Annotated in this window: 21 protein-coding genes; 14 read left to right on the top strand and 7 right to left on the bottom strand. The window is 66.8% G+C overall.

The window, feature by feature from the left end; translation table 11 throughout:
* Positions 1 to 127: 127 nt before the first annotated feature.
* Positions 128 to 841 (top strand): response regulator transcription factor, encoded by a 714-nt coding sequence (locus QZ853_RS11380; RefSeq protein ID WP_295573138.1) that lies wholly within the window; start codon positions 128 to 130, stop codon positions 839 to 841.
* Positions 828 to 2,114: a HAMP domain-containing sensor histidine kinase gene (locus QZ853_RS11385; RefSeq protein WP_295573140.1), complete on the top strand. Its 1,287-nt coding sequence runs from the start codon at positions 828 to 830 to the stop codon at positions 2,112 to 2,114. Before QZ853_RS11380 ends, QZ853_RS11385 begins: the two co-directional genes overlap by 14 nt.
* A 56-nt stretch (positions 2,115 to 2,170) precedes the next feature.
* On the opposite strand, the gene QZ853_RS11390 is transcribed toward QZ853_RS11385, so the two are convergent.
* The gene (locus tag QZ853_RS11390) at positions 2,171 to 2,560 is read right to left on the bottom strand and encodes a VOC family protein (RefSeq protein WP_295573143.1); all 390 of its coding nucleotides are present in this window, start codon (positions 2,558 to 2,560) and stop codon (positions 2,171 to 2,173) included.
* 125 nt (positions 2,561 to 2,685) lie between these two features.
* Between QZ853_RS11390 and QZ853_RS11395 the strand changes: the two genes are divergently transcribed.
* The gene (locus QZ853_RS11395; RefSeq protein WP_295573144.1) at positions 2,686 to 3,936 is read left to right on the top strand and encodes a DUF819 family protein; all 1,251 of its coding nucleotides are present in this window, start codon (positions 2,686 to 2,688) and stop codon (positions 3,934 to 3,936) included.
* Between the two features lie 216 nt (positions 3,937 to 4,152).
* The gene (locus QZ853_RS11400; RefSeq protein ID WP_295573147.1) at positions 4,153 to 5,283 is read left to right on the top strand and encodes a DUF3103 family protein; all 1,131 of its coding nucleotides are present in this window, start codon (positions 4,153 to 4,155) and stop codon (positions 5,281 to 5,283) included.
* A 434-nt stretch (positions 5,284 to 5,717) separates the two neighbouring features.
* On the opposite strand, the gene QZ853_RS11405 is transcribed toward QZ853_RS11400, so the two are convergent.
* Positions 5,718 to 5,942 carry a CstA-like transporter-associated (seleno)protein gene (locus QZ853_RS11405; protein ID WP_049467479.1) on the bottom strand — a complete coding sequence of 75 codons (225 nt, stop codon included), beginning with the start codon at positions 5,940 to 5,942 and terminating at the stop codon, positions 5,718 to 5,720.
* Positions 5,942 to 8,023 carry a carbon starvation CstA family protein gene (locus QZ853_RS11410; RefSeq protein WP_295573150.1) on the bottom strand — a complete coding sequence of 694 codons (2,082 nt, stop codon included), beginning with the start codon at positions 8,021 to 8,023 and terminating at the stop codon, positions 5,942 to 5,944. Before QZ853_RS11410 ends, QZ853_RS11405 begins: the two co-directional genes overlap by 1 nt.
* A 215-nt stretch (positions 8,024 to 8,238) precedes the next feature.
* Here QZ853_RS11410 and QZ853_RS11415 point away from each other — a divergent pair, with 215 nt between their 5' ends.
* Positions 8,239 to 9,090, top strand: coding sequence for a pirin family protein (locus QZ853_RS11415; protein WP_295573153.1), 852 nt, complete (start codon positions 8,239 to 8,241; stop codon positions 9,088 to 9,090).
* Positions 9,091 to 9,173: 83 nt separating this feature from the next.
* Here QZ853_RS11415 and QZ853_RS11420 read toward each other — a convergent pair whose 3' ends face one another.
* The 4 genes from QZ853_RS11420 to QZ853_RS11435 form a co-directional block, all read right to left on the bottom strand.
* Positions 9,174 to 9,632 (bottom strand): hypothetical protein, encoded by a 459-nt coding sequence (locus QZ853_RS11420; RefSeq protein ID WP_295573155.1) that lies wholly within the window; start codon positions 9,630 to 9,632, stop codon positions 9,174 to 9,176.
* A gap of 196 nt (positions 9,633 to 9,828) precedes the next feature.
* The gene (gene aqpZ, locus QZ853_RS11425) at positions 9,829 to 10,548 is read right to left on the bottom strand and encodes an aquaporin Z (RefSeq protein ID WP_345777901.1); all 720 of its coding nucleotides are present in this window, start codon (positions 10,546 to 10,548) and stop codon (positions 9,829 to 9,831) included.
* A 120-nt stretch (positions 10,549 to 10,668) separates the two neighbouring features.
* Positions 10,669 to 11,532, bottom strand: coding sequence for a pirin family protein (locus QZ853_RS11430; RefSeq protein ID WP_295573158.1), 864 nt, complete (start codon positions 11,530 to 11,532; stop codon positions 10,669 to 10,671).
* 611 nt (positions 11,533 to 12,143) lie between these two features.
* Positions 12,144 to 14,207 (bottom strand): 3-hydroxyacyl-CoA dehydrogenase NAD-binding domain-containing protein, encoded by a 2,064-nt coding sequence (locus QZ853_RS11435; RefSeq protein ID WP_295573161.1) that lies wholly within the window; start codon positions 14,205 to 14,207, stop codon positions 12,144 to 12,146.
* A 235-nt stretch (positions 14,208 to 14,442) separates the two neighbouring features.
* Between QZ853_RS11435 and rpoE the strand changes: the two genes are divergently transcribed.
* The 9 genes from rpoE (at position 14,443) to recO (ending at position 23,114) form a co-directional block, all read left to right on the top strand.
* On the top strand, positions 14,443 to 15,063 hold the full coding sequence (rpoE, locus tag QZ853_RS11440) for an RNA polymerase sigma factor RpoE (RefSeq protein ID WP_005418256.1): 621 nt from the start codon (positions 14,443 to 14,445) through the stop codon (positions 15,061 to 15,063).
* Positions 15,060 to 15,941 (top strand): sigma-E factor negative regulatory protein, encoded by an 882-nt coding sequence (locus QZ853_RS11445; RefSeq protein WP_295573164.1) that lies wholly within the window; start codon positions 15,060 to 15,062, stop codon positions 15,939 to 15,941. Before rpoE ends, QZ853_RS11445 begins: the two co-directional genes overlap by 4 nt.
* Positions 15,942 to 16,015: 74 nt before the next feature.
* A complete protein-coding gene (locus QZ853_RS11450; RefSeq protein ID WP_295573166.1) occupies positions 16,016 to 17,554 on the top strand; it encodes a DegQ family serine endoprotease in 1,539 nt (512 codons plus the stop codon).
* A gap of 181 nt (positions 17,555 to 17,735) precedes the next feature.
* Positions 17,736 to 19,529, top strand: a complete 1,794-nt coding sequence (lepA, locus tag QZ853_RS11455) for a translation elongation factor 4 (protein ID WP_295573488.1) — start codon at positions 17,736 to 17,738, stop codon at positions 19,527 to 19,529.
* Between the two features lie 53 nt (positions 19,530 to 19,582).
* Entirely contained in the window at positions 19,583 to 20,377 is a 795-nt protein-coding gene (lepB, locus tag QZ853_RS11460) for a signal peptidase I (protein WP_295573168.1), read from the top strand.
* A gap of 52 nt (positions 20,378 to 20,429) precedes the next feature.
* Positions 20,430 to 20,813 (top strand): DUF4845 domain-containing protein, encoded by a 384-nt coding sequence (locus tag QZ853_RS11465; protein ID WP_295573170.1) that lies wholly within the window; start codon positions 20,430 to 20,432, stop codon positions 20,811 to 20,813.
* The gene (gene rnc / locus QZ853_RS11470) at positions 20,803 to 21,483 is read left to right on the top strand and encodes a ribonuclease III (RefSeq protein WP_295573173.1); all 681 of its coding nucleotides are present in this window, start codon (positions 20,803 to 20,805) and stop codon (positions 21,481 to 21,483) included. The genes QZ853_RS11465 and rnc overlap by 11 nt, the downstream gene beginning before the upstream one ends.
* Positions 21,480 to 22,376 (top strand): GTPase Era, encoded by an 897-nt coding sequence (gene era / locus QZ853_RS11475; protein WP_005410599.1) that lies wholly within the window; start codon positions 21,480 to 21,482, stop codon positions 22,374 to 22,376. Before rnc ends, era begins: the two co-directional genes overlap by 4 nt.
* 18 nt (positions 22,377 to 22,394) lie before the next feature.
* The gene (recO, locus tag QZ853_RS11480) at positions 22,395 to 23,114 is read left to right on the top strand and encodes a DNA repair protein RecO (protein WP_295573176.1); all 720 of its coding nucleotides are present in this window, start codon (positions 22,395 to 22,397) and stop codon (positions 23,112 to 23,114) included.
* Positions 23,115 to 23,367 lie beyond the last annotated feature (253 nt).

The raw sequence follows: 23,367 nt of genomic DNA on the forward strand, positions 1-23,367 counted from the left end.
AGGCTCCGGGAGCAAAACGGCCATTCTGGGATGGCAGCGGTGGGAAAAGCGTCGGAGGTGGGCACGGCGACCGCATTCCGACATGCGCAGCGCTACCATGGTACGAACTTCCGTGGATGTTTCGTGCATGCGTCTGTTGGTGATCGAGGACAACCGCCAGCTGGTGGCCAACCTGTTCGACTATTTCGAGTCGCGCGGGCACGTGCTCGATGTGGCCCCGGATGGCATTACCGGGCTGCACCTGGCCGGCAGCCATCCCTATGACGCGGTGATCCTGGACTGGATGCTGCCGCGCATGGAGGGTCCCGAAGTACTGCGCCGGCTACGCGCCGAGCACGCCTCGGAAGTGCCGGTGATCATGCTGACCGCGCGCGACGACCTGCCGGACAAGATCGCCGGCTTCCGCGCCGGTGCCGACGACTACCTGACCAAGCCGTTCGCCCTGCCCGAGCTGGAGGTGCGGCTGGAGGCGCTGCTGCTGCGTGCGCAAGGCCGCAACCCGCGCAAGCGCCTGCAGGTCGGCGACCTGGTGCTGGACCTGGCGACCCTTGAGGCCCAGCGCGGCAACCAGGTGCTGCACCTGTACCCGGCCTGCCGCAAGCTGCTGGAGGTGTTGATGCGTGCCAGTCCAGGCGCGGTCACCCGCCAGCAGCTGGAATTCGCCCTGTGGGGCGACGAACCGCCGGATGGCGATCTGCTGCGTTCGCATGTCTACGAACTGCGCCGCAGCGTCGATGGTCCGTTCGTCGAGAAACTGATCCATACCCTGCCGCGGGTGGGCTACCGGCTGGCGGTGACCACCGCCAGCGATGCGGGCAAGGTTGACGATGAAGGCGCGTAAGCCGGGGCCGCTGTACCGGCGCGTGGTGTGGTGGTTGCTGGGCTACCTGGCGCTGCTGTCGATCGCGGTGTTCAGCGTCGGCAACTATGTGCATGAACATGCCGAGCATGCCGCCTGGCGCGCACTGCTCAATTCCGAACTGGACAGCATCGTCGAGCACGTCGAGCACGAGCCGCATTACCGCTGGCAGGATTCGGACACGCTCAGCCTGTACCGGTTCGATGCGGTCAACCTGCCCGAGGGCCTGCGCACATTGCATCCGGGGCTGCATGACGGCGTGATGGTGAAGGGGCGTGAGACGGCGGTGATGGTGCGCGAAACCGAGTCGATGGGCCGGGTCGCGCTGGTTCTGGACATCTCCGATTTCCATGACCTGGAACAGTTCGCCACGCGCTGGGTGATGCTGGCCGGGGTGATCATGATCTTCGTCACCGTGCTGATGGCGTCGTTCGGCATGGAACGCATGGTGCGCCCGTTGAGCCTGCTGGCGCAGCACATCGCCGCGCTGCGGCCGGGCGTTCAGGGCCAGCGCATCGAGGTCGATCCGCGTGGCAGCTCGGAGCTGCACACCATCGCCGATGCGCTGAACGATTATCTGGACCGCAACGAGCAGTTCGTCGAACGCGAGCGGGTCTTCATCAGCACCGCCAGCCATGAACTGCGCACGCCGATCGCGGTGATGACCGGCGCTGCCGAGCTGGCGCTGGAGCAGCCGGGGCTGCCCGAGCGCGCGCGTCAGCAGATGCAGCGCGTGCTGCGCACCGCGCAGAGCGTGGAACAGTTGATCGAGCTACTGCTGGTGCTGGCCCGTGATCCGGCGCGACTGGCCGCGCGTGCCGAGCGCATCGCGCTGGACCAGCTGCTGCCGGAGATCGTCGATGACCACCGCCACCTGCTGGGTGACAAGGACCTGAGCATCGGCATCCAGGCTGCGCCGGTGGACATCGTCGCGCCGCTGGCCGTTGTGCAGGCCGCGATCGGCAATCTGCTGCGCAATGCCATCGAGAACAGTGGGCGCGGCCGTATCGAGCTGCGGCTGAGTCCGTCGGCGGTGCTGACCCTGCAGGACCCGGGGCACGGCATGAGCCCGGAGGAGATCGCCGCGATCCACGCGCGGATGGCCCGCGGCGAGCGCGCCGACCGCGGCGGCGGCATCGGCCTGGACCTGATCGCGCGGCTGTGCGAACACCTCGGCTGGACCCTGCAGCTGGATCCCTGCGAGCCGCGCGGCACGCGCGCTGTCCTCGACTTCAGCGCATCACGACCGGGCTGATCCGGCCACCAACCTGCTTGGCACGCTGCCCGTCGACCCAGCCCCGGCTGGCCGTGTCACCGCGCGTTCGGGCGTGCCACATGCTGGTCGATCAGGATCACGTTGCCATCCGGATCGGCCAACTGCACATACCCGGTGCCTTGCCCCTCCGGATCGGTGCGCACCGCCAGCTCGATGCCCTTGCCATCCAGCTCGGCCTGCAGCTCGCGCACATCCTGGAAATGGGGCAGTTCCTGCCTGTACTGGTCCCAGCCGGGATTGAAGGTGAGCAGGTTGCCCTCGAACATGCCCTGGAACAGGCCGATCACAATGCCGTCGTTGCGCATCACCAGCCAGTGCCGTGCCGGCTCGCCGCCGGTCACCGAGAAGCCCAGGGCCTCGTAGAACGCACGGGAGGCCGCCAGGTCCTTGACCGAAAGGCTGACAGAGAAGGCGCCGAGCTGCATGGGGAGGCTCCGGGAGAGGGCAGCCGGCACTGCAGCATGACCCGGCGTGAAGACAATGTTAATCTCGGGGTGCGCCGCTTTATGCGGCGCTTTTTTTTCCGCTCTTTCGATCGACAGAGGATCCCATGCCGACCGAACCCGCTACTGCCCTGATCAGCAACGACATCGTTGGACTGGGCCTGATCGCCGCCACCCTGGCCCTGATCTTCTGGGCTGCCAGCGGCCCGACCCCGCTGCTGAAGAAGATCTTCGCCTGGGTGCCGGCACTGCTGCTGTGCTACTTCATCCCCGCCATCTACAACACCGCCGGTGTCATCGATGGCCACAACACCTCGCTGTACAACCCGGTCGCGCGTGACGTGCTGCTGCCGGCCGCGCTGGTGCTGCTGACCCTGTCGATCGACCTGAAAGGGGTCATCAAGCTCGGCCCGAAACTGCTGATCGTGTTCTGCGCAGGCACTGCCGGCATCATGCTGGGCGCCATCGTCTCGTTCCAGCTGATGAAGCTGATCCACCCGGAAACCGTAGCCGGTGATACCTGGGCCGGCATGGCCGCGCTGGCCGGCAGCTGGATCGGCGGCGGCGCCAACATGGTCGCCATGCGGGAAGTGTTCGGGACCGATGCCACCACCTTCGGCCAGTTCGCCGTGGTCGACGTAGCCTGCGCCAGCCTGTGGATGGCCATCCTGTTGTTCCTGGCCAACCGCGCGCAGCAGATCGACACCCGCAACGGGGCCGACACCCGCGCCATCGACGAGATGAAGGCACGCATCAGTGCCTATGAGGCGCAGAACGCACGCATCCCCAGCATGACCGACCTGATGGTGATCGTGGGCGTGGCACTGGGCGGCGTTGGCCTGGCCCACGCCATCGCTGCACCGTTGTCGGGCTGGTTCAAGACCAACGTCAGCTGGGCCAGCCAGTTCAGCCTGGACAGCCAGTTCGTATGGGTGATCCTGCTGTCTACCGCGATGGGCCTGGGCCTGAGCTTCACCCGCGCGCGCCGGCTGGAAGCGGCCGGTGCTTCGCGGCTGGGCACGGTGTTCCTGTACTTCCTGATCGCCTGCATCGGCATGCAGATGAACCTGCTGTCGCTGCTGGATCGGCCGTGGCTGTTCCTGCTGGGTGCGATCTGGATGGCCACGCACGTGCTGGTGCTGTGGATCGTCGCCAAGTTGCTGCGCGCGCCGCTGTTCTTCTTCGCGATCGGCTCCCAGGGCAACATCGGCGCGGCGGCTTCGGCACCGGTGGTGGCGGCGGCGTTCCATCCGACGCTGGCCCCGGTGGGCGTGCTGCTGGGCACGGTGGGCTATGCCACCGGTACCGGGCTGGCGTATGTCACCGGCCTGATCCTGAAGTGGATGGCCAACGCCTGATCACGCGGGGCTGCAGCGCCGAGCCCGTGCTCGGCGGCTGCGGGGCGTGACGCATGCGCCAGCCGCTGCCGAATCTGTGCGGCGGATAACGGAATGTCGGGCGTGTGCCACGTAGCGTGGCGGCATGCGTCGCGAGGGGAAGCAGGGGGCTCGCGGCGCAGCCTCCGCTGGCGGCTGCCAGCTTTCCCGACAGGTATGTTCATGACGAATCAATGGATGTTTCGTGCATCGGCGCTGCTCGCGCTGATGCTGGGCAGCGCTTCGGCGCTGGCACAGGCCCCGCTGCAGGCGCGACCCGGCGATGTGCAGGCGATCACCGATGCCAGTGCGCGCGATGTCGCTGCGCTGATCGCGCAACCGGGCTTCGCCGACGCCGCACGCTCGGCCCTGCGCGCGGCGCCGGAGCGCGGCGTGGCGCTGCAGCAGGTGATGACGCGGTTCGATCCGCAGGCGCGCACGCTGGCCAGCAGCAGCCTGGCCCGGCAGGACGGGCTGCTGCGGCTGCGCAAGGGCCTGCCGGAGCAGGGGCCCTCTCTGCTGCAGCTGCGTGCCTACGTGCCCGAAGGCGCGTCGCTGGATGCCATTGCGACGCGCGAGCTGTGGGTGGCCAGCCTGCCGCGTGGCAATGACCGCGACTGGACCACGCTGACCGCCTACGACGCCCAGGGCCGCGCACATGTGCTGGACGCGAAGCAGGCCCCGGATTTCCCCGTGCTGATCGTCGATGTCGATACCCGCCGCTCGGTGGCCGAGGGCATGGCCTTGGTCAACGCCGGGCTGCGCGCGCGCGGCCTGCAGTCGCCCGAGCGCATCAGTATCGCCGCCAATGATGCCAGCGCGTCGCTGGACATCACCCGGCTGGACCGCATCCGCCTGGCCGAGGACCAGGAGCCATGGGCCTTGGGCGCGGCAGAGGTATTCGCTGTCGTTTCCGGCCTGCAGGTCGACAAGACCGAACCGGAAATGGTCACGGTCGACATGCCGTACCTGGACTATGACAAGACCGATTACACCCCGCAGCAGGCGCTGGTGATCTGGGGCAACTACCGGTTCAACGCGGCCAACGTGCAGTTGTTCGAGGATGACGGCGACACCAACTACCAGGAGTTGCTGGTGGCCTTGACCACGGGCGTGAAGACCGCGCTGGGCGCGTTCGCGCCGGAGTATGCGGTCATTGCCGACATCGCAGGTGCGATCCTCAAGGCGATGCCGTCGTCCTGGTTCGCCAACGACATCGATTACCTGGACAGCTTCTACATGCTGCAGCGTGGTCAGGCGTACACCGATCGCATGGGGGCGGCCAACAACGCGAAGGTCACTCTCACGCCCATCACTCTGGTGGAGTAGGCCAGCAGGGCTTGCAGCCCTGCACCCGCTTCAATCAACGGCAACGTCGAAAGCCGAAGCGGCATTCCGTGGGATGGCGGGGTGGGTCCGGTTGCGGGGGACCCCGTAAATCCGTCCATGGAGGCTCGGTCGCGCCATCCATGGCGCTCACGCCCCCGCAACCGGACCCACCCCGCTTTCGAGTTTCACGCGGCTGTGGGTGGGGGCCGACCGTTGGTCGGCACATCGGTCAGATATCTATAAACAGAATGGGGCCAGATCCGTTTTCCTTCGGAGAACGGATCTGACCCCGCATGTGTCTCGCCGTCACCGGCAATCCGACACCGCCCCGCCAAACAAACAGAAACCCAGAGCCGACGCTCTTGCAGTTGCAGTTGCAGTTGCTCCGGCTTCGGCGGGCGCCGGGCTGCAAGCCCGGCACCCACCCAAATACCTCAGCAGCAGCGACCGCCGTTGCGTCCGCCGTAACGCGCTTCCTGGCGCTCGCGGAAGAACGTCTTGTAGTCCATCGGTTCCTGGTCCGGATGCTTCTCCAGCATGTGCCGGACATAGTTGTCGTAGTCAGGAATCCCACAGCACAGGCGTGCGGTCTGTACCAGGCGCCGCCAGATGCGGCGGTGTGCCTGGTACTGGCCGACGGGAACCAGTTGCGTACTCATCACAGATCCACCATTTCATGCGGCTTCAATGCCACGTACGGGGTCTCGCGGTCGCTGCGCTGCGGATTGCGGCGGGCAGCCAGGATGGTCTTGACCGCATACACCAGCACCGAGGCCACCACCAGCAGGAACAGCGCGGTCAGGCCGGTGTTGACGTAGGCGTTGACCACGATCTGCTGCATCTGCGCCACCGACTTGGCCGGCGCGGTGATGGTGTCACTGGCGATCGCGGCCTGGAACTTGTGCGCCTGCGCCAGGAAGCCCTGCGCCGGGTTGCTGTCGAAGATCTTGATGAAGCCGGCGTAGGTGGTGCAGATCAGCAGCCAGATGGCTGGCACCGCCGTCACCCAGGCGTAGCGGTCACGCTTCATCTTGAACAGCACCACCGTGCCCAGCATCAGCGCGATACCCGCCAGCATCTGGTTGGAGATGCCGAACAGCGGCCACAGCGTCTGGATGCCACCGAACGGATCGACCACGCCGGTGTAGAGCAGGTAGCCCCACAGCGCCACGCAGCCGGCGGTACCGATGATGTTGGCGGTCCACGACTCGGTTTTCTTCAGCGCCGGCACGAAGTTGCCAAGCAGGTCCTGCAGCATGAAGCGGCCGGCACGGGTGCCGGCGTCCACCGCAGTCAGGATGAACAGTGCTTCGAACAGGATCGCGAAGTGATACCAGAACGCCATCATCGCGTCGCTGCCACTGGGAATTGCTTCGTGCAGGATCTGCGCGATGCCCACTGCCAGGGTCGGCGCGCCACCGGCACGATGCAGGATGGTCGGTTCACCGATGGCCGCCGCAGTCGCGGTCAGCTGCTCGGGCGTGATGGTGAAGCCCCAGGTGTTGGTGATGTAGTGCGCGGCCGATGCAGCATCGGCACCGATCACCGCTGCCGGGCTGTTCATCGCGAAGTAGATGCCCGGATCGATGATCGAGGCCGCGACCAGTGCCATCACCGCCACGAACGATTCCATCAGCATGCCGCCGTAGCCGATGTAGCGCATGTGCGCTTCATTGGCCAGCAGCTTCGGCGTGGTGCCGGAGGAAATCAGCGCGTGGAAGCCGGACACCGCACCGCAGGCAATGGTGATGAACAGGAACGGGAACATGCCGCCTTTCCACACCGGGCCATCGCCGCTGGCGGCGAACTGGGTCAGCGCCGGCATCTTCAGTTCCGGCATCACCACCAGGATGCCGATAGCCAGGGCGATGATGGTGCCGATCTTGAGGAAGGTCGACAGATAATCGCGCGGGGCCAGCAGCAGCCACACCGGCAGCACCGAGGCAACGAAGCCGTAGCCGATCAGCATCCAGGTGATCTGGGTGCCGGTGAAGGTGAACGCCGGGCCCCACACCGGATCGGCGGCGACCTTGCCGCCGTACCAGATCGCGGCCAGCAGCAGGATCAGGCCGACCACCGAAATCTCGCCGATCCTGCCGGGGCGGATGTAGCGCATGTACACCCCCATCAGGATCGCGATGGGCATCGTCGCGATCACCGTGAACATGCCCCACGGGCTTTCGGCCAGGGCCTTGACCACCACCATCGCCAGCACCGCCAGGATGATGATCATGATCAGGAACGCGCCGAACAACGCGATCGTTCCGGGCACCTGGCCCATCTCCTCGCGCACCAGGTCACCCAGCGAACGTCCGTTGCGGCGGCTGGACAAGAACAGCACCACGAAGTCCTGTACCGCACCGGCCAGCACCACGCCCACCACCAACCACAGCAGGCCGGGCAGGTAACCCATCTGCGCGGCCAGCACCGGGCCGACCAGCGGGCCGGCACCGGCGATGGCGGCGAAGTGGTGGCCGAACAGCACGTGCTTGTTGGTCGGCACGTAGTCCAGGCCATCGTTGTTGATCACCGCCGGGGTGGCCCGGGTCGGATCGAGCTGCATCACCTTGTTGGCGATGAACAGGCTGTAGAAGCGGTAGGCGACCAGGTACAGCGAAACAGCGGCGACGACGATCCACAGCGCATTGATGTGTTCGCCGCGCCGCAAGGCCACGGTGCCCAGACAGAAGGCGCCGAGCAGGGCGAGGGCCGCCCAGCCTATTTTGGAAAACCCTTTCATGAGGTGCTCTCTCCCGGAAAGACAGTCAAAGAGTCCCGCGTGCCTTCGACAGGGTCAATTGGCACAGGACGAATCGGCGGTAGTACTTTGGTCGTACGGTTGTTGTGCTGACGTGCAGCGAACATCAGGGATGGAACAATCGGTTGCGGCGCCGTCCATTGGCGTGCGGCCGTCTGGCGTCCATCTTCAATGGCATCCATCCAACAGGAGTCGCCATGAGCTTTCCCGAACCGGTCCGCGTGCTGCGGACCATCCGTGGCATGCCCACCTCCGACGGTGCCGGCGTGCGCCTGACCCGCGTGATCGGTGGCCCGACGCTGCCTGACCTGGACCCGTTCCTGCTGCTCGATGAATTCGGCACCGATCGCGCCGAGGACTACATCGCCGGCTTCCCGGAGCACCCGCACCGCGGTTTCGAGACGGTCACCTACATGCTCGACGGCCGCATGCGGCATCGCGACAACCACGGCAACGAAGGCCTGCTGACCCCGGGCAGCGTGCAGTGGATGACGGCCGGCCGTGGCCTGGTGCATTCGGAGATGCCCGAGCAGGAAAGCGGGAAGATGCGCGGTTTCCAGCTGTGGGTGAACCTGCCGGCACGCGACAAGATGACCGACCCGCAGTACCAGGAGTTCGCCCCCGAGCGCATTCCGGTGGTGCAGCCGGACGCGGGCGTGACGGTGAAGGTGATCGCCGGGAGCGTGGATGGCACCCAGGGTCCGATCGTGCAGCCGGCCACCGATCCGCTGTACCTCGATATCACGCTGGCGCCCGATCGCGCCTGGACCTACACGCTGCCGGAATCGCACAGTGCCTTTGCCTACGTGTTCGAAGGGGCGCTGACGATCGGTGAACAGGATGCTGCGCGCGATGTCGACCGCCAGGAACTGGCGGTGCTGGGCGGTGGCGAACAGCTGCATCTCTCGGCGGGCAGCGAGGGCGCGCGATTGATCCTGGTTGCGGGCCGCCCGCTGCGCGAGCCGGTGATGCGGCACGGCCCGTTCGTGATGAACACGCGGCAGGAGCTGATGCAGGCCTTCGTCGATTTCCAGGAAGGCAAGTTCTGAGGAACGCCGCCGGTTCCTGCCCGGCGGGCGTCCGACGCATTGGATGCTGCGGGGATGCTGCGATGCAGGCATCCCCGTCACCGTCAGCGCCCGGCGGCCACGGCCGACGGCGTCAGGCTCATGCCCTGCGCCAGTTGCTGCAGCGAGCCCAGCTCCTGCGCACTGTCCGGATACAGCGAAATCTGCGCGTAACGCCCTTTGTCGAGCTTGACCACACTGATCCGGCGCTCGGCGTAGCCGGGCGGTTGCTGGCCCCCCAGGTCGGGCTGGTACCAGTACAGCGATTCACCGCCGAAGCTGCCTTTCTCCTGCCGCAACGAGCGGTTCAAGGGAAGGTTGGGATCGCGCGCGCTGAGCATCAGGCTCAGCACTTCGCGGCCATCGCCGGTGCTGGCGCGGCAGACCAGGAAATCGGCCTGGGCCTGCTGGTGCCACTGCAGGCCGCTGCTGGCCGGCAGCGAAGGACATTCGGTGGGAGCCTGGGCGGCGGCCTGGGCCGCAGCGAACAGCAGGCTCGACAACACTACAGGCGCGAACTTCATGCATCCCCCAAGGTGGTGTGTCGTTGGCTCCGCCGGATGGGCCGGCGGCCTTGGCATCCCATCCCCGGATGCCCCCCCCGCCGGCATGTGCACGGCAGGTCAACTCAACCTTAACGGAACGTGAGCGATCGCACAAATTGCGGTTACAGGCGTAACCATTGCGACCGGAGATCGGCCGCAATGGTGCGCGCACGCCTCAGCGGTCGTTGCCGATCCACTTGTAGAGGATGCCGCCGATCGCGCCGCCCAGCAGCGGGGCGACCCAGAACAGCCACAGCTGGCTGACCGCGCCGCTGCCGGCGAAGAAGGCCACCGCCGTCGAGCGGGCCGGGTTTACCGAGGTGTTGGTGACCGGGATGCTGATCAGGTGGATCAGGGTCAGCGACAGGCCGATCGCCAGCGGCGCGAAGCCGGCCGGCGCCTTGCCGTGGGTGGAACCCATGATCACGATCAGGAACACTGCGGTCAGCACCACCTCGCACAGGAAGGCCGCCGCCACGCTGTAGCCACCGGGTGACAGCGCGCCATAACCATTGCTGGCGAACGCACCGGCCTGGCTGCCGTCGATGGCGAAGCCGCTGGCGCCCGAGGCGATCTGCAGCAGGATGAAGCCGGCCAACAGGCCGCCCGCGACCTGGGCGATGATGTAGGGGATCAGGTCCCTGGCCGGGAAGCGACCGCCGGCCCACAGCCCGACGCTGACCGCCGGATTGAAGTGCGCCCCTGAGATATGGCCAAACGCGTAGGCGCCGGTCACCACGGTCAGGCCGAACGCCAGGGCCACGCCGAGGAAGCCGATCCCCAGCGGATTGCCATCGCCACCGAACTTGGCCGCCAGCACCGCGCTGCCACACCCCCCCAGAACCAGCCAGAACGTGCCGAGGAATTCGGCGGACAAGCGTTTACCCATGCTCATGTGATGCACTCCTTTGACGGCCAAAGTGTGATTTATGTCACATTTCAGTGTTCAACAGGTGACTGTAGCGTCAACGCCGGGTGCAGGAGTACACCTTCGGATGTGTGCAGCATGCGATGTTCAGTACTGCGGCAGCGGGATGAACTCCTTGTCGTCGCCGGGGATGGTGCCGAAACGGCCGGCCTCCCAATCGTGCTTGGCCTGCTCGATGCGCTCCTTCGAGCTGGATACGAAGTTCCACCACAGATGGCGCGGACCATCCAGCGGCTCGCCACCGAACAGCATCGCCTTCACCGGCGTCTTCGCGCGCAGGCGGCCGACCGCGCCGGCTTCGGGAATGATCAGGTGCTGGGCAGGCACATCCACGCCATCCAGCTGAGCCTGGCCTTCAAGGATGTACAGCGCACGCTCGCGATGACCATTGTCGATATCGATCTCCGCATCCGGGTCGAGGTCGATCGCCACGTTGAGCGTGTCGGCGAACACCTTCACCGGCGATTCCTCGCCATAGGCGCGGCCGGCAATCACGCGCAGCCATGCGCCGTTGCGGCGCTGCTCGGGCAGGGTGGCGGCGGCGTGGTGATAGAACGCGGGCTCGACTTCCTCATGCGATTTCGGAAGCGCCACCCAGGTCTGCATGCCGTGGATCGGGTTGTCATGGTCGCGGTCCGGTTGCGGGGTGCGTTCGGAATGGGCGATGCCGCGACCGGCGGTCATCCAGTTCACATCGCCGGGGCGGATCACCTGGTCCGAGCCGAGCGTGTCGCGGTGGCCGATCGCACCGGACCACAGGTAGGTCACCGTGGCCAGGCCGATATGCGGATGCGGGCGTACGTCGATGGCGGTGCCGGGGTGCATGAGTGCCGGGCCCATCTGGTCGACGAACACGAACGAACCGATGCTGCGGGCCTGCAGGGTAGGGACGGCGCGACGGACTTCGAGGCCGCCGATGTCGTGCACGCGCGGGGCGATGATGGTGGTCATGCGGGCGTTCTCGCTGGCAGGGATCAGGCGGCCAGCATCGCATGCAGAAGTGACGGGGGCATTCCCCGTATGGGCAACAGGTTGTTCCAGCCAACGGCGCAGCCCCTCGTGGCTGGGCGCGCAATGCGTATTCCGTGTTTGGCCGGGCGGGTGGGTGACGCAGGGGACGCTGCAAGTACGTCCATGTAAGCTCGATCGCCGCATCCATGCGGCTCACGCCCCTGCGCCACCCGCCCGGCCCCTGACGGTTCCCGTGTGCTGTCCAGCCACGGAGAAGAGAAAAAGAAAATCAAAATCAAACGCCGGTCGCTTCGCTCCTGATGGCGACCAAGGTAGCCACCCACACGTCCGTGGTGATCCCGATCGGAATCGCAGTTCACCAACCGTCACCGGGAAACTGTCAGGGGTGGGGCGGTGTGGGCAGGCAGCACCGTTGGCGCCATGGATGGCGCCATCGAGCCCCCATGGAAGGGTTTACGGCGTGTCCTGCCAGCCCAGACCGCCCCACCCAACAAACAGAAAAACCAGAGCCGGCTGTTGCTCCGGCTCTGGCTCTGGCTTTTGCTGTGGATTGAAATGCGGGGGCCGGGCCGCAGGCCCGGCCGATCAACTCACACCACCGGTTCGCGCAGGGCGGGGTTGTCCCAGCCCGGGCGAGGGGCGAAGCGGTCGCCATGCCGCTGCTGCAGTGCCTTCAACCGCTCGACGATCACATCGGCACCGACTGCACGGATGTGCTGGATCGGGCCGCCGCGGAACGGGGCAAAACCGGTGCCGAAGATCACGCCGGCATCCAGCAGGTCCGCGTCGGCCACCACGCCTTCGTGCAGGCAGGCCACCGCTTCGTTCAACAGTGGCAGGATCAGGCGGTCCTCAAGATCGGCCGGGGCCTGGTAATCGCTGGCCACGTCCGGCTTCTTCGGCTTGCCGTTTTCCCAGGTGTAGATGCCCTGGCCATCCTTCTTGCCACGCTTGTCCGGTTCCACCGTCTGCAGCGCGGCCGGAATCTGCAGGCCCAGGAACGGCGCCAGTTCGCGGCCGACGCCGGCGGCCACGTCCAGGCCCACGGTGTCGATCAGTTCGATCGGGCCCATCGGCATGCCGAATTTCACTGCGGCCTTGTCGATCACCGGGCCCGGAATGCCTTCGGCATACGCGGTGGCCGCTTCCAGCATGTACGGGAACAGCACGCGATTGACCAGGAAGCCCGGGCTGCCGGCCACCGGCACCGGGAATTTGCCCAGCGCCTTGCAGAATGCGGCCAGGCGGCGCTCGGTCTCCGGCGCCATGCCGTCGTGGTGGATGATCTCCACCAACGGCATCTGCGCCACCGGGTTGAAGTAGTGCAGGCCAGCAAACTGGGCTGGGCGCTGGATGTGGTCGCGCAGTTCCACCAGCGGAATCGACGAAGTGTTGGTGGTCAGCAGCGCGTCCAGTTTCATCTTCGGTTCCAGCGTCTGGTACAGCGCACGCTTGGCTTCCGGATTCTCGATGATGGCTTCGATCACCAGGTCGGCCTCGGCCACGCCGTTGCCCTCCAGGTCGGCACGCAGGCGCGCGGCCACGGCGGGGCGCTTGCTCTCGTCGCGCACCTTTTTGGCGAACAGTGCCTGCGCACGTTCCATGGCCGGGTCGATGAAGCGCTGCTCACGGTCCTGCAAGGTCACTTCAAAGCCCTTGTAGGCGGCCCACGCGGCGATGTCTCCCCCCATCACGCCAGCGCCGACCACGTGCACGTGGCGGATGCCGGAATCGCCGCTACCGAGGCCCTTCAGGCGCTCGGTCAGGAAGAAAATGCGGATCAGGTTGCGCGCGGTCGGCGTACTGGCCAGCTTCACCACGGCGCGCCGCTCGGCGTCGAGGCGTGCCTGGATCGGCTTGCCGCCGCTGCGCTGCCAGGTGCTGATCAGCGCGTAGGGCGCGGGGTACTGGTCCTTCTTGGCCTTGCGTGCGACCTGCTTGACCATCTGCGGCGCCAGCAGCGTGCGTGCCAGCCAGGTGTTGGTCGCCCACGCCGTCGCGCGCTGCTTGAACGGGCGGGTAGTCCCGGACAGGGCCAGCGCCACCGCAGTATCGAGCACGACCGCCGGTGCCACCACCTTGTCGACCAGACCGATGCCACGCGCCGCCGAGGCCGACAGGGTACGGCCGGTCAGCATCATGTCCATCGCCGCCGGTGCGCCCACCAGCTGCGGCAGGCGCGCGCTGCCACCCCAGCCCGGGAAGATGCCCAGCTGGGTCTCGGGCAGGCCGATGCGGGTGCTGCTGTCATTTGAGGCCACGCGGTAGCGGCAGGCCAGCGCCAGCTCGGTGCCGCCGCCCAGGCAGTGGCCGTGGATGGCCGCCACGGTCGGGCAGGGCAGCTCGGCCAGCTTCTGGTAGGTCGACTGACCGCGACGGATAGCGTCGTTGACGGTACCGCGTCGGTCGAATTCCTGGAACTCCTTCAGGTCCGCGCCAGCAATGAAGCCGGCCTTCTTCAGCGACTGGATCACCACGCCCTTGGGCGGGTCCAGCGCGATGCGCTCGAGCAGGTCGCCCAGTTCCAGCAATACGTCCTGCGACATCGCGTTGACACTGCTGTCCTGACGATCCAGTGAGAGGACCACCACGCCGTCGTCGCGGATCTCGGGGTGCCAGTGGCTGAAGCGGAGACCATCGAAGCCTGAGAGCATGGACGTTCCATCCGGTTGTGTATGGAGAAGCGGCTATGATCCAGAGGTTGTTTCCTCCGCGTCAAATCCCAATAGCAGGGGAGTGGCGACCCCGGATCCATGGCCGTGGACCGGGACGCTAACGGAACGGTGGTTAAAAGCTGGTGCGGCGCCGCGTGATCGGTGACTGAACTTTTCCCGGGATTGGCAGTCTCATTGCCCGACGTCGGTTGGGCTGACAGGAGTGCGGCCCCTCATGGCCGAGGTTGATACACCACAGGAGCTGGACCTGGAACTGGTCCGGCGCGTGCAGCACGGCGAGAGCGCCGCGTTCGATGTCCTGGTGCGCAAGTACCAGCATCGCGTGGTGGCCCTTGTCGGTCGCTACATCGCCGACTGGAGTGAATGTCAGGACGTTGCCCAGGACACTTTCATCCGCGCCTATCGCGCGATCGGAAGTTTCCGTGGCGACGCCCAGTTCTCAACCTGGTTGCATCGAATCGCCGTGAATACCGCCAAAAACTACCTGGCTTCACACAATCGACGGCCACCGACCGATGACATCGACATCGGCGACGCCGAGCAGTTCGACAGCGGTACGCGCCTGCGCGACACCGACACGCCCGAACGCGAGTTGATGCGCCAGGAGCTGGAACAGACGGTGATGAAAGCCGTCAACGCGCTGCCGGAAGAACTCCGGTCGGCGATCACCCTGCGCGAGGTGGAAGGCCTGAGTTACGAGGATATCGCGCAGAAGATGGGGTGCCCGATCGGCACCGTGCGTTCACGGATCTTCCGGGCGCGCGAGGCGATCGACACTGAACTCCGGCCGCTGTTGGACATCGGCAGCGCCACCCGTGAGAAGAGCCGCGTATGACCAGTAATCCGCTCAACGAATCTCAGAACCACCAATCCCCCGCCGGGCAGCGCCTGGACCAGCGCCACCGCGAACAGCTGTCAGCCCTGGTCGATGGCGAGCTCGGTGCCGATGAGGCGCGCTTCCTGCTGCGCCGCATGGAGCGCGACCCCGAGCTTTCCGGATGCCAGGAACGCTGGCAGCTGCTGGGCGATGTGATGCGCGGGCAGGCCTCGGCGCTGGCGCCGGCGGGCTTCAGTGCCGCCGTGGCCGCGGCCATCGCCGCCGAACCGGCTCCGCAGGCCGAGCCGCGGCGTCAGGTGCGCCGCAGCGGCTGGCGGGCCTGGGGCGGTGGTGCAGCGCTGGCCGCTTCAGTGGCGGCAGTGGCCCTGTTCATGGGCGGTGAGAAGCTGAAGGAAGCCACGCCGGGCGAGCCGTTGGCGCCGCAGGTGATCGCCAGCCAGGCGGAGCTGCCGGCCGCGCCGACCGCTCCGGCGCCGGTCACCGAAGCCTCGGCGGACACCGCTGCCATGGCAGTGGCGGCGGCGCCGGCCTTGGCGATGGCCGCAGCCGGTCGCCGCCAGGACACCCGCCGCGCCAGCGCCACCCGCAGCCAGCAGGCCGCCCGTGCCGCGCAGCGCGACGACCTGCCGCAGCGTGCGGTGGCCGCCGCGCAGGCACCGCTGACCCCGACCGTGCCCGCCGGCACCCGCCGCGACCTGCCGTTCGGCGAGGTGGGGGGATTGCAGGCGCGACCGTGGCCGCGCTCCAGCCTGACGCCGGCCGCCGGCGGGGCACTCAACGCCAGCTTCCCGGCCCACGCCGGTGGCACCGCGTTCTACCCGTTCGAGCCGCGCCTGCAGGATGACCTGCCGGTGTCGCCGCGTCCGCGCGACTGAGCCGGGCGCTTTCACGCCCCGCCGTCGGCGGGGCCCGTATTCCTCTTTCCACCCGATCCGGAGGTTGCCGTCCGATGACTCCCCGACTCCGCACGCAGGCTATCGGCCTGCTGGCCCTGACTCTGCCGCTGGTGGCCTGCGCACAGGCCCCGGCGCCTGCCGCCCCAGCCCAGCCTGCGCCGGCCGCCGCGCCGAGGGCGCCGGCACAGCCGCTGGTCAGCGGCCTGCCCGATTTCACCCATCTTGTTGAACAGGTCGGGCCGGGCGTGGTCAACGTGGACACCACCATCGTCCGCAGCAACCGCCAGGCCTCGCGCGGCCCGATGGGCGGCGACGATGACATGCCGGAGTTCTTCCGCCGCTTCTTCGGTCCGGACTTCCCGATGCCGGGCCAGGGCCCGGGTGGGCAGGATGGGGGTCCCAGCATCAAGGGCCGCGGCATGGGCTCGGGCTTCATCATCTCGCCCGACGGCTATGTGCTGACCAACTACCACGTGGTGGCCGATGCCAGCGAAGTGAAGGTCAAGCTGGGTGACAGCCGTGAATTCAAGGCCAAGGTGGTGGGCAGCGACCAGCAGTACGACGTGGCCCTGCTGAAGATCGACGGCAAGAACCTGCCGACCGTGCGCGTGGGCGACTCCAACACCCTGAAGCCGGGCCAATGGGTTGTCGCGATCGGCTCGCCGTTCGGCCTCGACCATTCGGTCACCGCCGGCATCGTCAGTGCGCTGGGCCGCAGCACCGGTGGCGCCGACCAGCGCTACGTGCCGTTCATCCAGACCGACGTGGCGATCAATCAAGGCAACTCCGGTGGTCCGCTGCTGAACACCCGTGGCGAAGTGGTCGGCATCAACTCGCAGATCTTCTCCGCGTCCGGCGGCTACATGGGCATCAGCTTCGCGATCCCGATCGACCTGGCGATGAGCGCGGTCGAGCAGATCAAGAAGAGTGGCAGGGTCACCCGTGGCCAGCTGGGTGCGGTGGTCGAGCCGATCGATTCGCTGAAGGCACAGGGGCTGGGCCTGCCCGACAGCCGTGGCGCGCTGGTCAATCAGATCGTGGCCGGCAGTGCCGCCGAGAAGGCCGGGGTGCAGATCGGCGACGTAGTCCGCTCGGTCAACGGCAGCCCGGTCAACAGCTGGTCCGACCTGCCGCCGCTGATCGGCGCGATGGCGCCGGGCAGCCGGGTCACTCTGGGCGTGATCCGCGATGGCAAGCCGCGTGACCTCAGCGCCACGCTGACCGCACTGAGCGAAGACGGCCAGGCCACTACTGCCCGCGGGCCGGCGGCCGGCGGTGCCGAGGCGGTGCCGCAGTCCGGCGCCAACGCCCTGCTGGGGCTGGACGTCAGCGAGCTGAACTCCGTCCAGCGCAAGCAGTTGGGCCTCGACGGCAAGGAGGGCGTGCGCATTACTGGGGTCAAGGGCCAGGCAGCGCGTGATGCCGGCCTGTCGCCGGGGATGGTGATCCTGCAGGTCGGCCGCACACCGGTCGGCAGCGTGGAGGCCCTGAACCGGGCGCTGTCCAGCTACAGGAAGGACGACGTGGTGATGCTGCTGGTGCGCACCGGCAACGGCAACAGCGCCTTCGTGGCGGTCAAGGCCGGCCAGTAAGGCCTGGCCGGGCCGCCCGCGCGGCCCTTGTCCGCCCCCCCCGAAGCCCCGCCCCGGCGGGGCTTCGGCCGTTTCTGGCCGGTCCGATGAGGCCGCTTTCGCGGGGAGGCGCCGGGCATGCGATAATCGACCGTTACCCTGACGACGCCGCGCGCCGCCGCCACCTATGCCTTCTGATTCGATGCGGAACATCCGCAACTTCTCCATCATCGCCCATGTCGACCACGGCAAGTCCACGCTGGCCGACCGCATCATCCAGCTCTGTGGTGGCCTGCAGGCCCGCGAGATGGAAGCGCAGGTGCTCGACTCCAATCCGATCGAGCGCGAGCGTGGCATCACCATCAAGGCGCAGTCGGTGTCGCTGCCGTATGTCGCCAAGGACGGGCAGACCTACCATCTGAATTTCATCGACACCCCCGGCCATGTCGACTTCTCCTATGAAGTCAGCCGTTCGCTGGCCGCCTGCGAAGGCGCGCTGCTGGTGGTCGATGCGGCCCAGGGCGTGGAAGCGCAGTCGGTGGCCAACTGCTACACCGCGGTGGAGCAGGGCCTGGAAGTGGTGCCGGTGATCAACAAGATCGACCTGCCCACCGCCGACATCGAGCGCGCCAAGGCCGAGATCGAGGCCGTGATCGGCATCGATGCCTCTGATGCCGTGCCGGTCAGCGCCAAGACTGGCCTGAACGTGCAGGACGTGCTGGAAGCGATCGTGCACCGCATCCCGCCGCCGCAGCCGCGCGACACCGAGAAGCTGCAGGCGCTGATCATCGACTCGTGGTTCGACAACTACCTGGGCGTGGTCTCGCTGGTGCGCGTGATGCAGGGCGAGATCAAGGCCGGTGACAAGCTGCAGGTGATGTCCACCGGCCGCAACCACCAGGTCGACAACGTCGGCGTGTTCACGCCGAAGCGGAAAGTGCTGCCGGCGCTGCGTGCCGGTGAAGTGGGCTGGGTCACCGCCAGCATCAAGGACGTGCACGGCGCCCCGGTCGGCGACACCCTGACGCTGGCCGGCGACCCGGCCCCGAAGCCGCTGCCAGGCTTCCAGGAAATGCAGCCGCGCGTGTTCGCTGGCCTGTTCCCGGTCGACGCCGAGGACTACCCGGACCTGCGCGAAGCGCTGGACAAGCTGCGCCTGAACGATGCCGCGCTGCGTTTCGAGCCGGAAAGCTCCGAGGCGATGGGCTTCGGCTTCCGCTGTGGCTTCCTCGGCATGCTGCACATGGAGATCGTGCAGGAGCGCCTGGAGCGCGAGTACAACCTGGATCTGATCAGCACCGCACCGACGGTGGTGTATGAAGTGCTGAAGACCGACGGCTCGATCATCAACATGGACAACCCGGCCAAGCTGCCGCCGGTGAACCAGGTCGAGGAGATCCGCGAGCCGATCATCCGCGCCAACGTGCTCACTCCCGAGGAGTACATCGGCAACATCATCAAGTTGTGCGAAGAAAAGCGCGGCAGCCAGATCGGCATCAACTACCTGGGCAGCCAGGTGCAGATCAGCTACGAGCTGCCGATGGCCGAGGTGGTGCTGGACTTCTTCGACAAGCTGAAGTCGGTCAGCCGTGGCTATGCCTCGCTGGACTACCACTTCGTGCGTTTCGACGCCGGCCCGTTCGTGCGCGTGGACGTGCTGATCAACGGCGACAAGGTCGATGCGCTGTCGCTGATCGTGCACCGCAGCCATGCCGACCGTCGCGGCCGCGAGCTGTGCGAGAAGATGAAGGACCTGATCCCGCGGCAGATGTTCGACGTGGCCATCCAGGCCGCCGTCGGCTCGCAGATCATCGCCCGCACCACGGTCAAGGCCATGCGCAAGAACGTGCTGGCCAAGTGCTATGGTGGCGACGTTTCGCGCAAGAAGAAGCTTCTGGAAAAGCAGAAGGAAGGCAAGAAGCGCATGAAGCAGGTCGGCCGCGTGGAGATTCCGCAGGAAGCGTTCCTGGCCGTGCTGCAGATGGACAACAAGTAATCCGCACCGGCCCTGCGGGGCCGGTCGTCCGGTGACGTTGCAAAGGACCCTGAATGAAACTGTTTGAGATCCTCCTGGTCGTGCTGACCCTGGCCTCGGGCCTGATCCTGCTTGCGGACAAGCTGTACCTCGCCAAGCGCCGCGCCCAGCGCGCGGGCCTGCTCGATTCTGAGCCGGTGCTGGTGGACTACTCGCGTGCGTTCTTTCCGGTGCTGGCGATCGTGCTGATCGTGCGCAGCTTCATCGCCGAGCCGTACAAGATCCCCTCCAGCTCGATGATGCCGAACCTGCTGATCGGCGATTTCATCCTGGTCAACAAGTTCTCCTATGGCCTGCGCCTGCCGATCAGCAACACCAAGATCGTGCCGTTCGGCGAGCCCTCGCGTGGCGACGTGGTGGTGTTCCACTTCCCCGGCCACAGCGACAACGACCCGGCCAAGGGTGAGAACTTCATCAAGCGCGTGATCGGCGTGCCGGGTGACACCGTGGTCTTCGAAGGCGACAGCGTGACCCTCAACGGCGAGCCGCTGAAGTACGACAACAAGGGCATCTACGCAGGCCACAAGGGCCAGGGCGAGGGCGCCAACCTGCTGGTCGAGCACCTGCCGGGCCGCACCCACACCGTGCTGGAGACCGATTACCCGCGTGGCCAGGGCCAGTGGACCGTGCCGGCCGGCAAGTATCTGGTGATGGGCGACAACCGCGACAACAGTGACGACGGCCGCTTCTGGGGCCTGCTGCCGGAAGAGAACCTGCGCGGCAAGGCGTTCCTGATCTGGCTGAACTGCCAGGGCTGGTTCTGCAAGGATGGCTTCGAGCCGTCGCGGATCGGCTCGAGCATCAACTGACCGGGCTTCAACTGAGTACCTTCACATCCAACGCGTATCTGGGGAGAACGCAATGAAGACGATGAACACGCAGCGCGGCATGACCCTGACCTCGTTCCTGACGGTCCTGATCGTGGTCGGTTTCTTCCTGTACATCGGCATGAAGCTGTTCCCGATGTACCAGGAGTACTACGCGGTGCGCTCTGCGATGAAGAGCCTGGCCAACGAGCCGGGTGTGGGCAGCATGGAGCCGGCCCGGATCCAGGACCTGTTCTTCAAACGCCTGTACATCAACTACTCGGAAAACGTGAAGCCGGCCGACGTGAAGTTCGATCGTCGCGACAATGGCTGGACCCTCAAGGTCAACTACGAAGTGCGTCGCCCGCTGATCGGCAACCTCGACGTGGTTGGCAAATTCGATTCCTCCCAGGACCTGACTCGAAGCGGTGCCGAATAAACCTTTCCAACGTGGTGACCTGATCGGTCATCCTTTCCGCGATGAGGCCCTGCTCAGGCAGGCGCTGACCCATCGCAGTGCCGGTGCGCCCCACAACGAACGCCTGGAGTTCCTGGGCGACAGCATCGTCAACATGATGGCCGCCGAGGCGCTGTACCGGCGCTGGCCCAAGGCCGACGAGGGCGCGATGACCCGTGCCCGCGCCGAACTGGTGCGCGAAGGCGCGCTGGCGGTGATCGCACGGACCCTGCAGCTGGGCGACCGCCTGACCCTGGGGCCGGGTGAAATGAAGTCCGGCGGCCATCGCCGCGACTCGATCCTGGCCGACGCGCTGGAGGCCGTGGTGGCCGCGATTTTCCTGGACGCCGGCTTCGATGCCTGCCAGGCGGTGGTGCTGCCCTGGTTCAGCGCTTCGATCGAGGCGCTGCCGGCCTCAGGCCGCCCCGAGAAGGACCCCAAGACCCGCCTGCAGGAATGGCTGCAGGCCCGGCAGAAGGCGTTGCCGCAATACGAACTGGTGTCAGAATCCGGTGACGACCACGCCAAACACTTCCGGGTACGCTGCAATGTAGCCGACCCGGCCGTCAGCACCGAGGGCGAAGGCGCCTCGCGGCGGCTTGCCGAACAACAGGCGGCTGCGGCCGTCCTAGAACAACTGGATTCCAAGTGAGCGAACAAACTCCCCATCATTGCGGCAGCGTGGCCGTCATCGGCCGCCCGAACGTGGGCAAGTCGACCCTGACCAATGCCCTGGTCGGCGCCAAGGTCAGCATCGTTTCCAACCGCCCGCAGACCACGCGTCATCGCCTGCTGGGCATCGCCACCTACCCGGAAGGCCAGCTGGTGCTGGTCGACACTCCCGGCCTGCACAAGGTGCAGAAGCGGGCGATGAACCGGGTGATGAACCGCGCCGCGCGCGGCTCGCTGGAGGGCGTCGACGCCGGCCTTCTGGTGATCGAAGCCGGTCGCTGGGACGAAGAAGACAGCCTGGCCTTCAATGTGCTGCGCGACGCCGGCATCCCGGTGGTGCTGGTGGTCAACAAGATCGATCGCTTGAAGGAAAAGGGCGCACTGCTGCCGTTCCTGCAGCAGGTGACCGAGGGCCGCGATTTCGCCGCCGTGCACCCGATCTCCGCGCAGAAGCGCAACGGCCTGGAAGCGCTGGTGCGCGACGTGCTGAAGCTGCTGCCGGAAGCCCCGCCGATGTTCGGCGAGGACGAGATCACCGATCGCAGCCAGCGGTTCCTGGCCGGTGAACTGGTACGCGAGCAGCTGATGCGCCAGCTTGGAGAAGAGCTGCCGTATGCCACCACCGTGGAGATCGAGCGCTTCACCGAAGACGGCAACCTGCTGCGCATCGGTGCGGTGATCTGGGTCGAGCGCGAAGGCCAGAAGGCCATCGTGATCGGCAAGGGGGGGGCCCGCCTGAAGGAGATCGGTGCCAAGTCGCGCCTGCAGATGGAGCGCCTGTTCGGGGCCAAGGTGTTCCTTGAGACCTGGGTGCGCGTGCGCGAAGGCTGGTCCGACGACGAGGCCGCACTGAAGGCCTTCGGTTACGAGTAAGCCAACGCGGTCGCTTCGATGATGATCGAGGACGACACCGGCTTCGTGCTGCATGCACGGGCCTACCGCGAGACCAGCCTGCTGGTCGAGGTGTTGAGCGCGCAGCATGGCCGCATCGGCCTGCTCGCGCGTGGTGTGTCAACGGCGAAGGGGCAGGTGCTGCGCGCCGCCCTGCAGCCGTTGCAGTGGATCCGCTTCAGTGCCCTGCAGCGCGGTGAGCTGGCCCAGCTGCGCGGCGCCGAGGCGCTGGATGCGGCGCCGCGGCTGGTCGGCCAGGCGATGCTGGCTGGTTTCTACCTGAGTGAGCTGACCCTGCGCCTGGCGCCGCGCCAGGACCCGCTGCCGGAGCTGTACCTGGCCTATGGTGAGGCGCGCGCGCGGTTGGCGGTGGGCGCGGGCCTGGCCTGGACCCTGCGCCGTTTCGAGCGTGAACTGCTGTCCGCGCTGGGCCTGGGCTTCGAGCTGGACAGCGCCAGCGATGGCCAGCCGATCGACCCGGCTGCGCGTTACGAACTGGACCCGCAGGAAGGCGCGCAACGGCTGCTGAGTGAGCGCGGCGGCGAACGCCGGGCAGCCGCCACCGGTTCGGCATTGTTGGCGCTGGCCGCCGATGAAGAACCCAACGCGGCCGACCTGGCCAGCCTGCGCCTGCCGATGCGGCGGGTGCTGGCCCATCACCTGGGCTCGCGCGGCCTGAAATCCTGGGAACTGCTCGAGCAGCTGGCACCCCGACGGTAGGGTGTTTGGAAGGGCTTGCAGCCCTGCACCTGCCGAAGCCGAAGCCGAATCAACGTCAACGCCAACGTCAACGGCAAAAGCTGGCTATCCGTGGGTAGGCGGGGTGGGTCCGGTTGCGGGAGACGCCGTAAACCCGTCCTTGGGGGCTTGGCCGCGGCATCCATGCCGCGGACACTCCCGCAACCGGACCCACCCCGCCTTTGACAGTGTTCCGCGAGCTGTCGGAACGGCGTGGAGTCGGATCCGTTTTCCG

The sequence above is a fragment of the uncultured Stenotrophomonas sp. genome (assembly GCF_913778665.1).
Lineage (GTDB): Bacteria > Pseudomonadota > Gammaproteobacteria > Xanthomonadales > Xanthomonadaceae > Stenotrophomonas.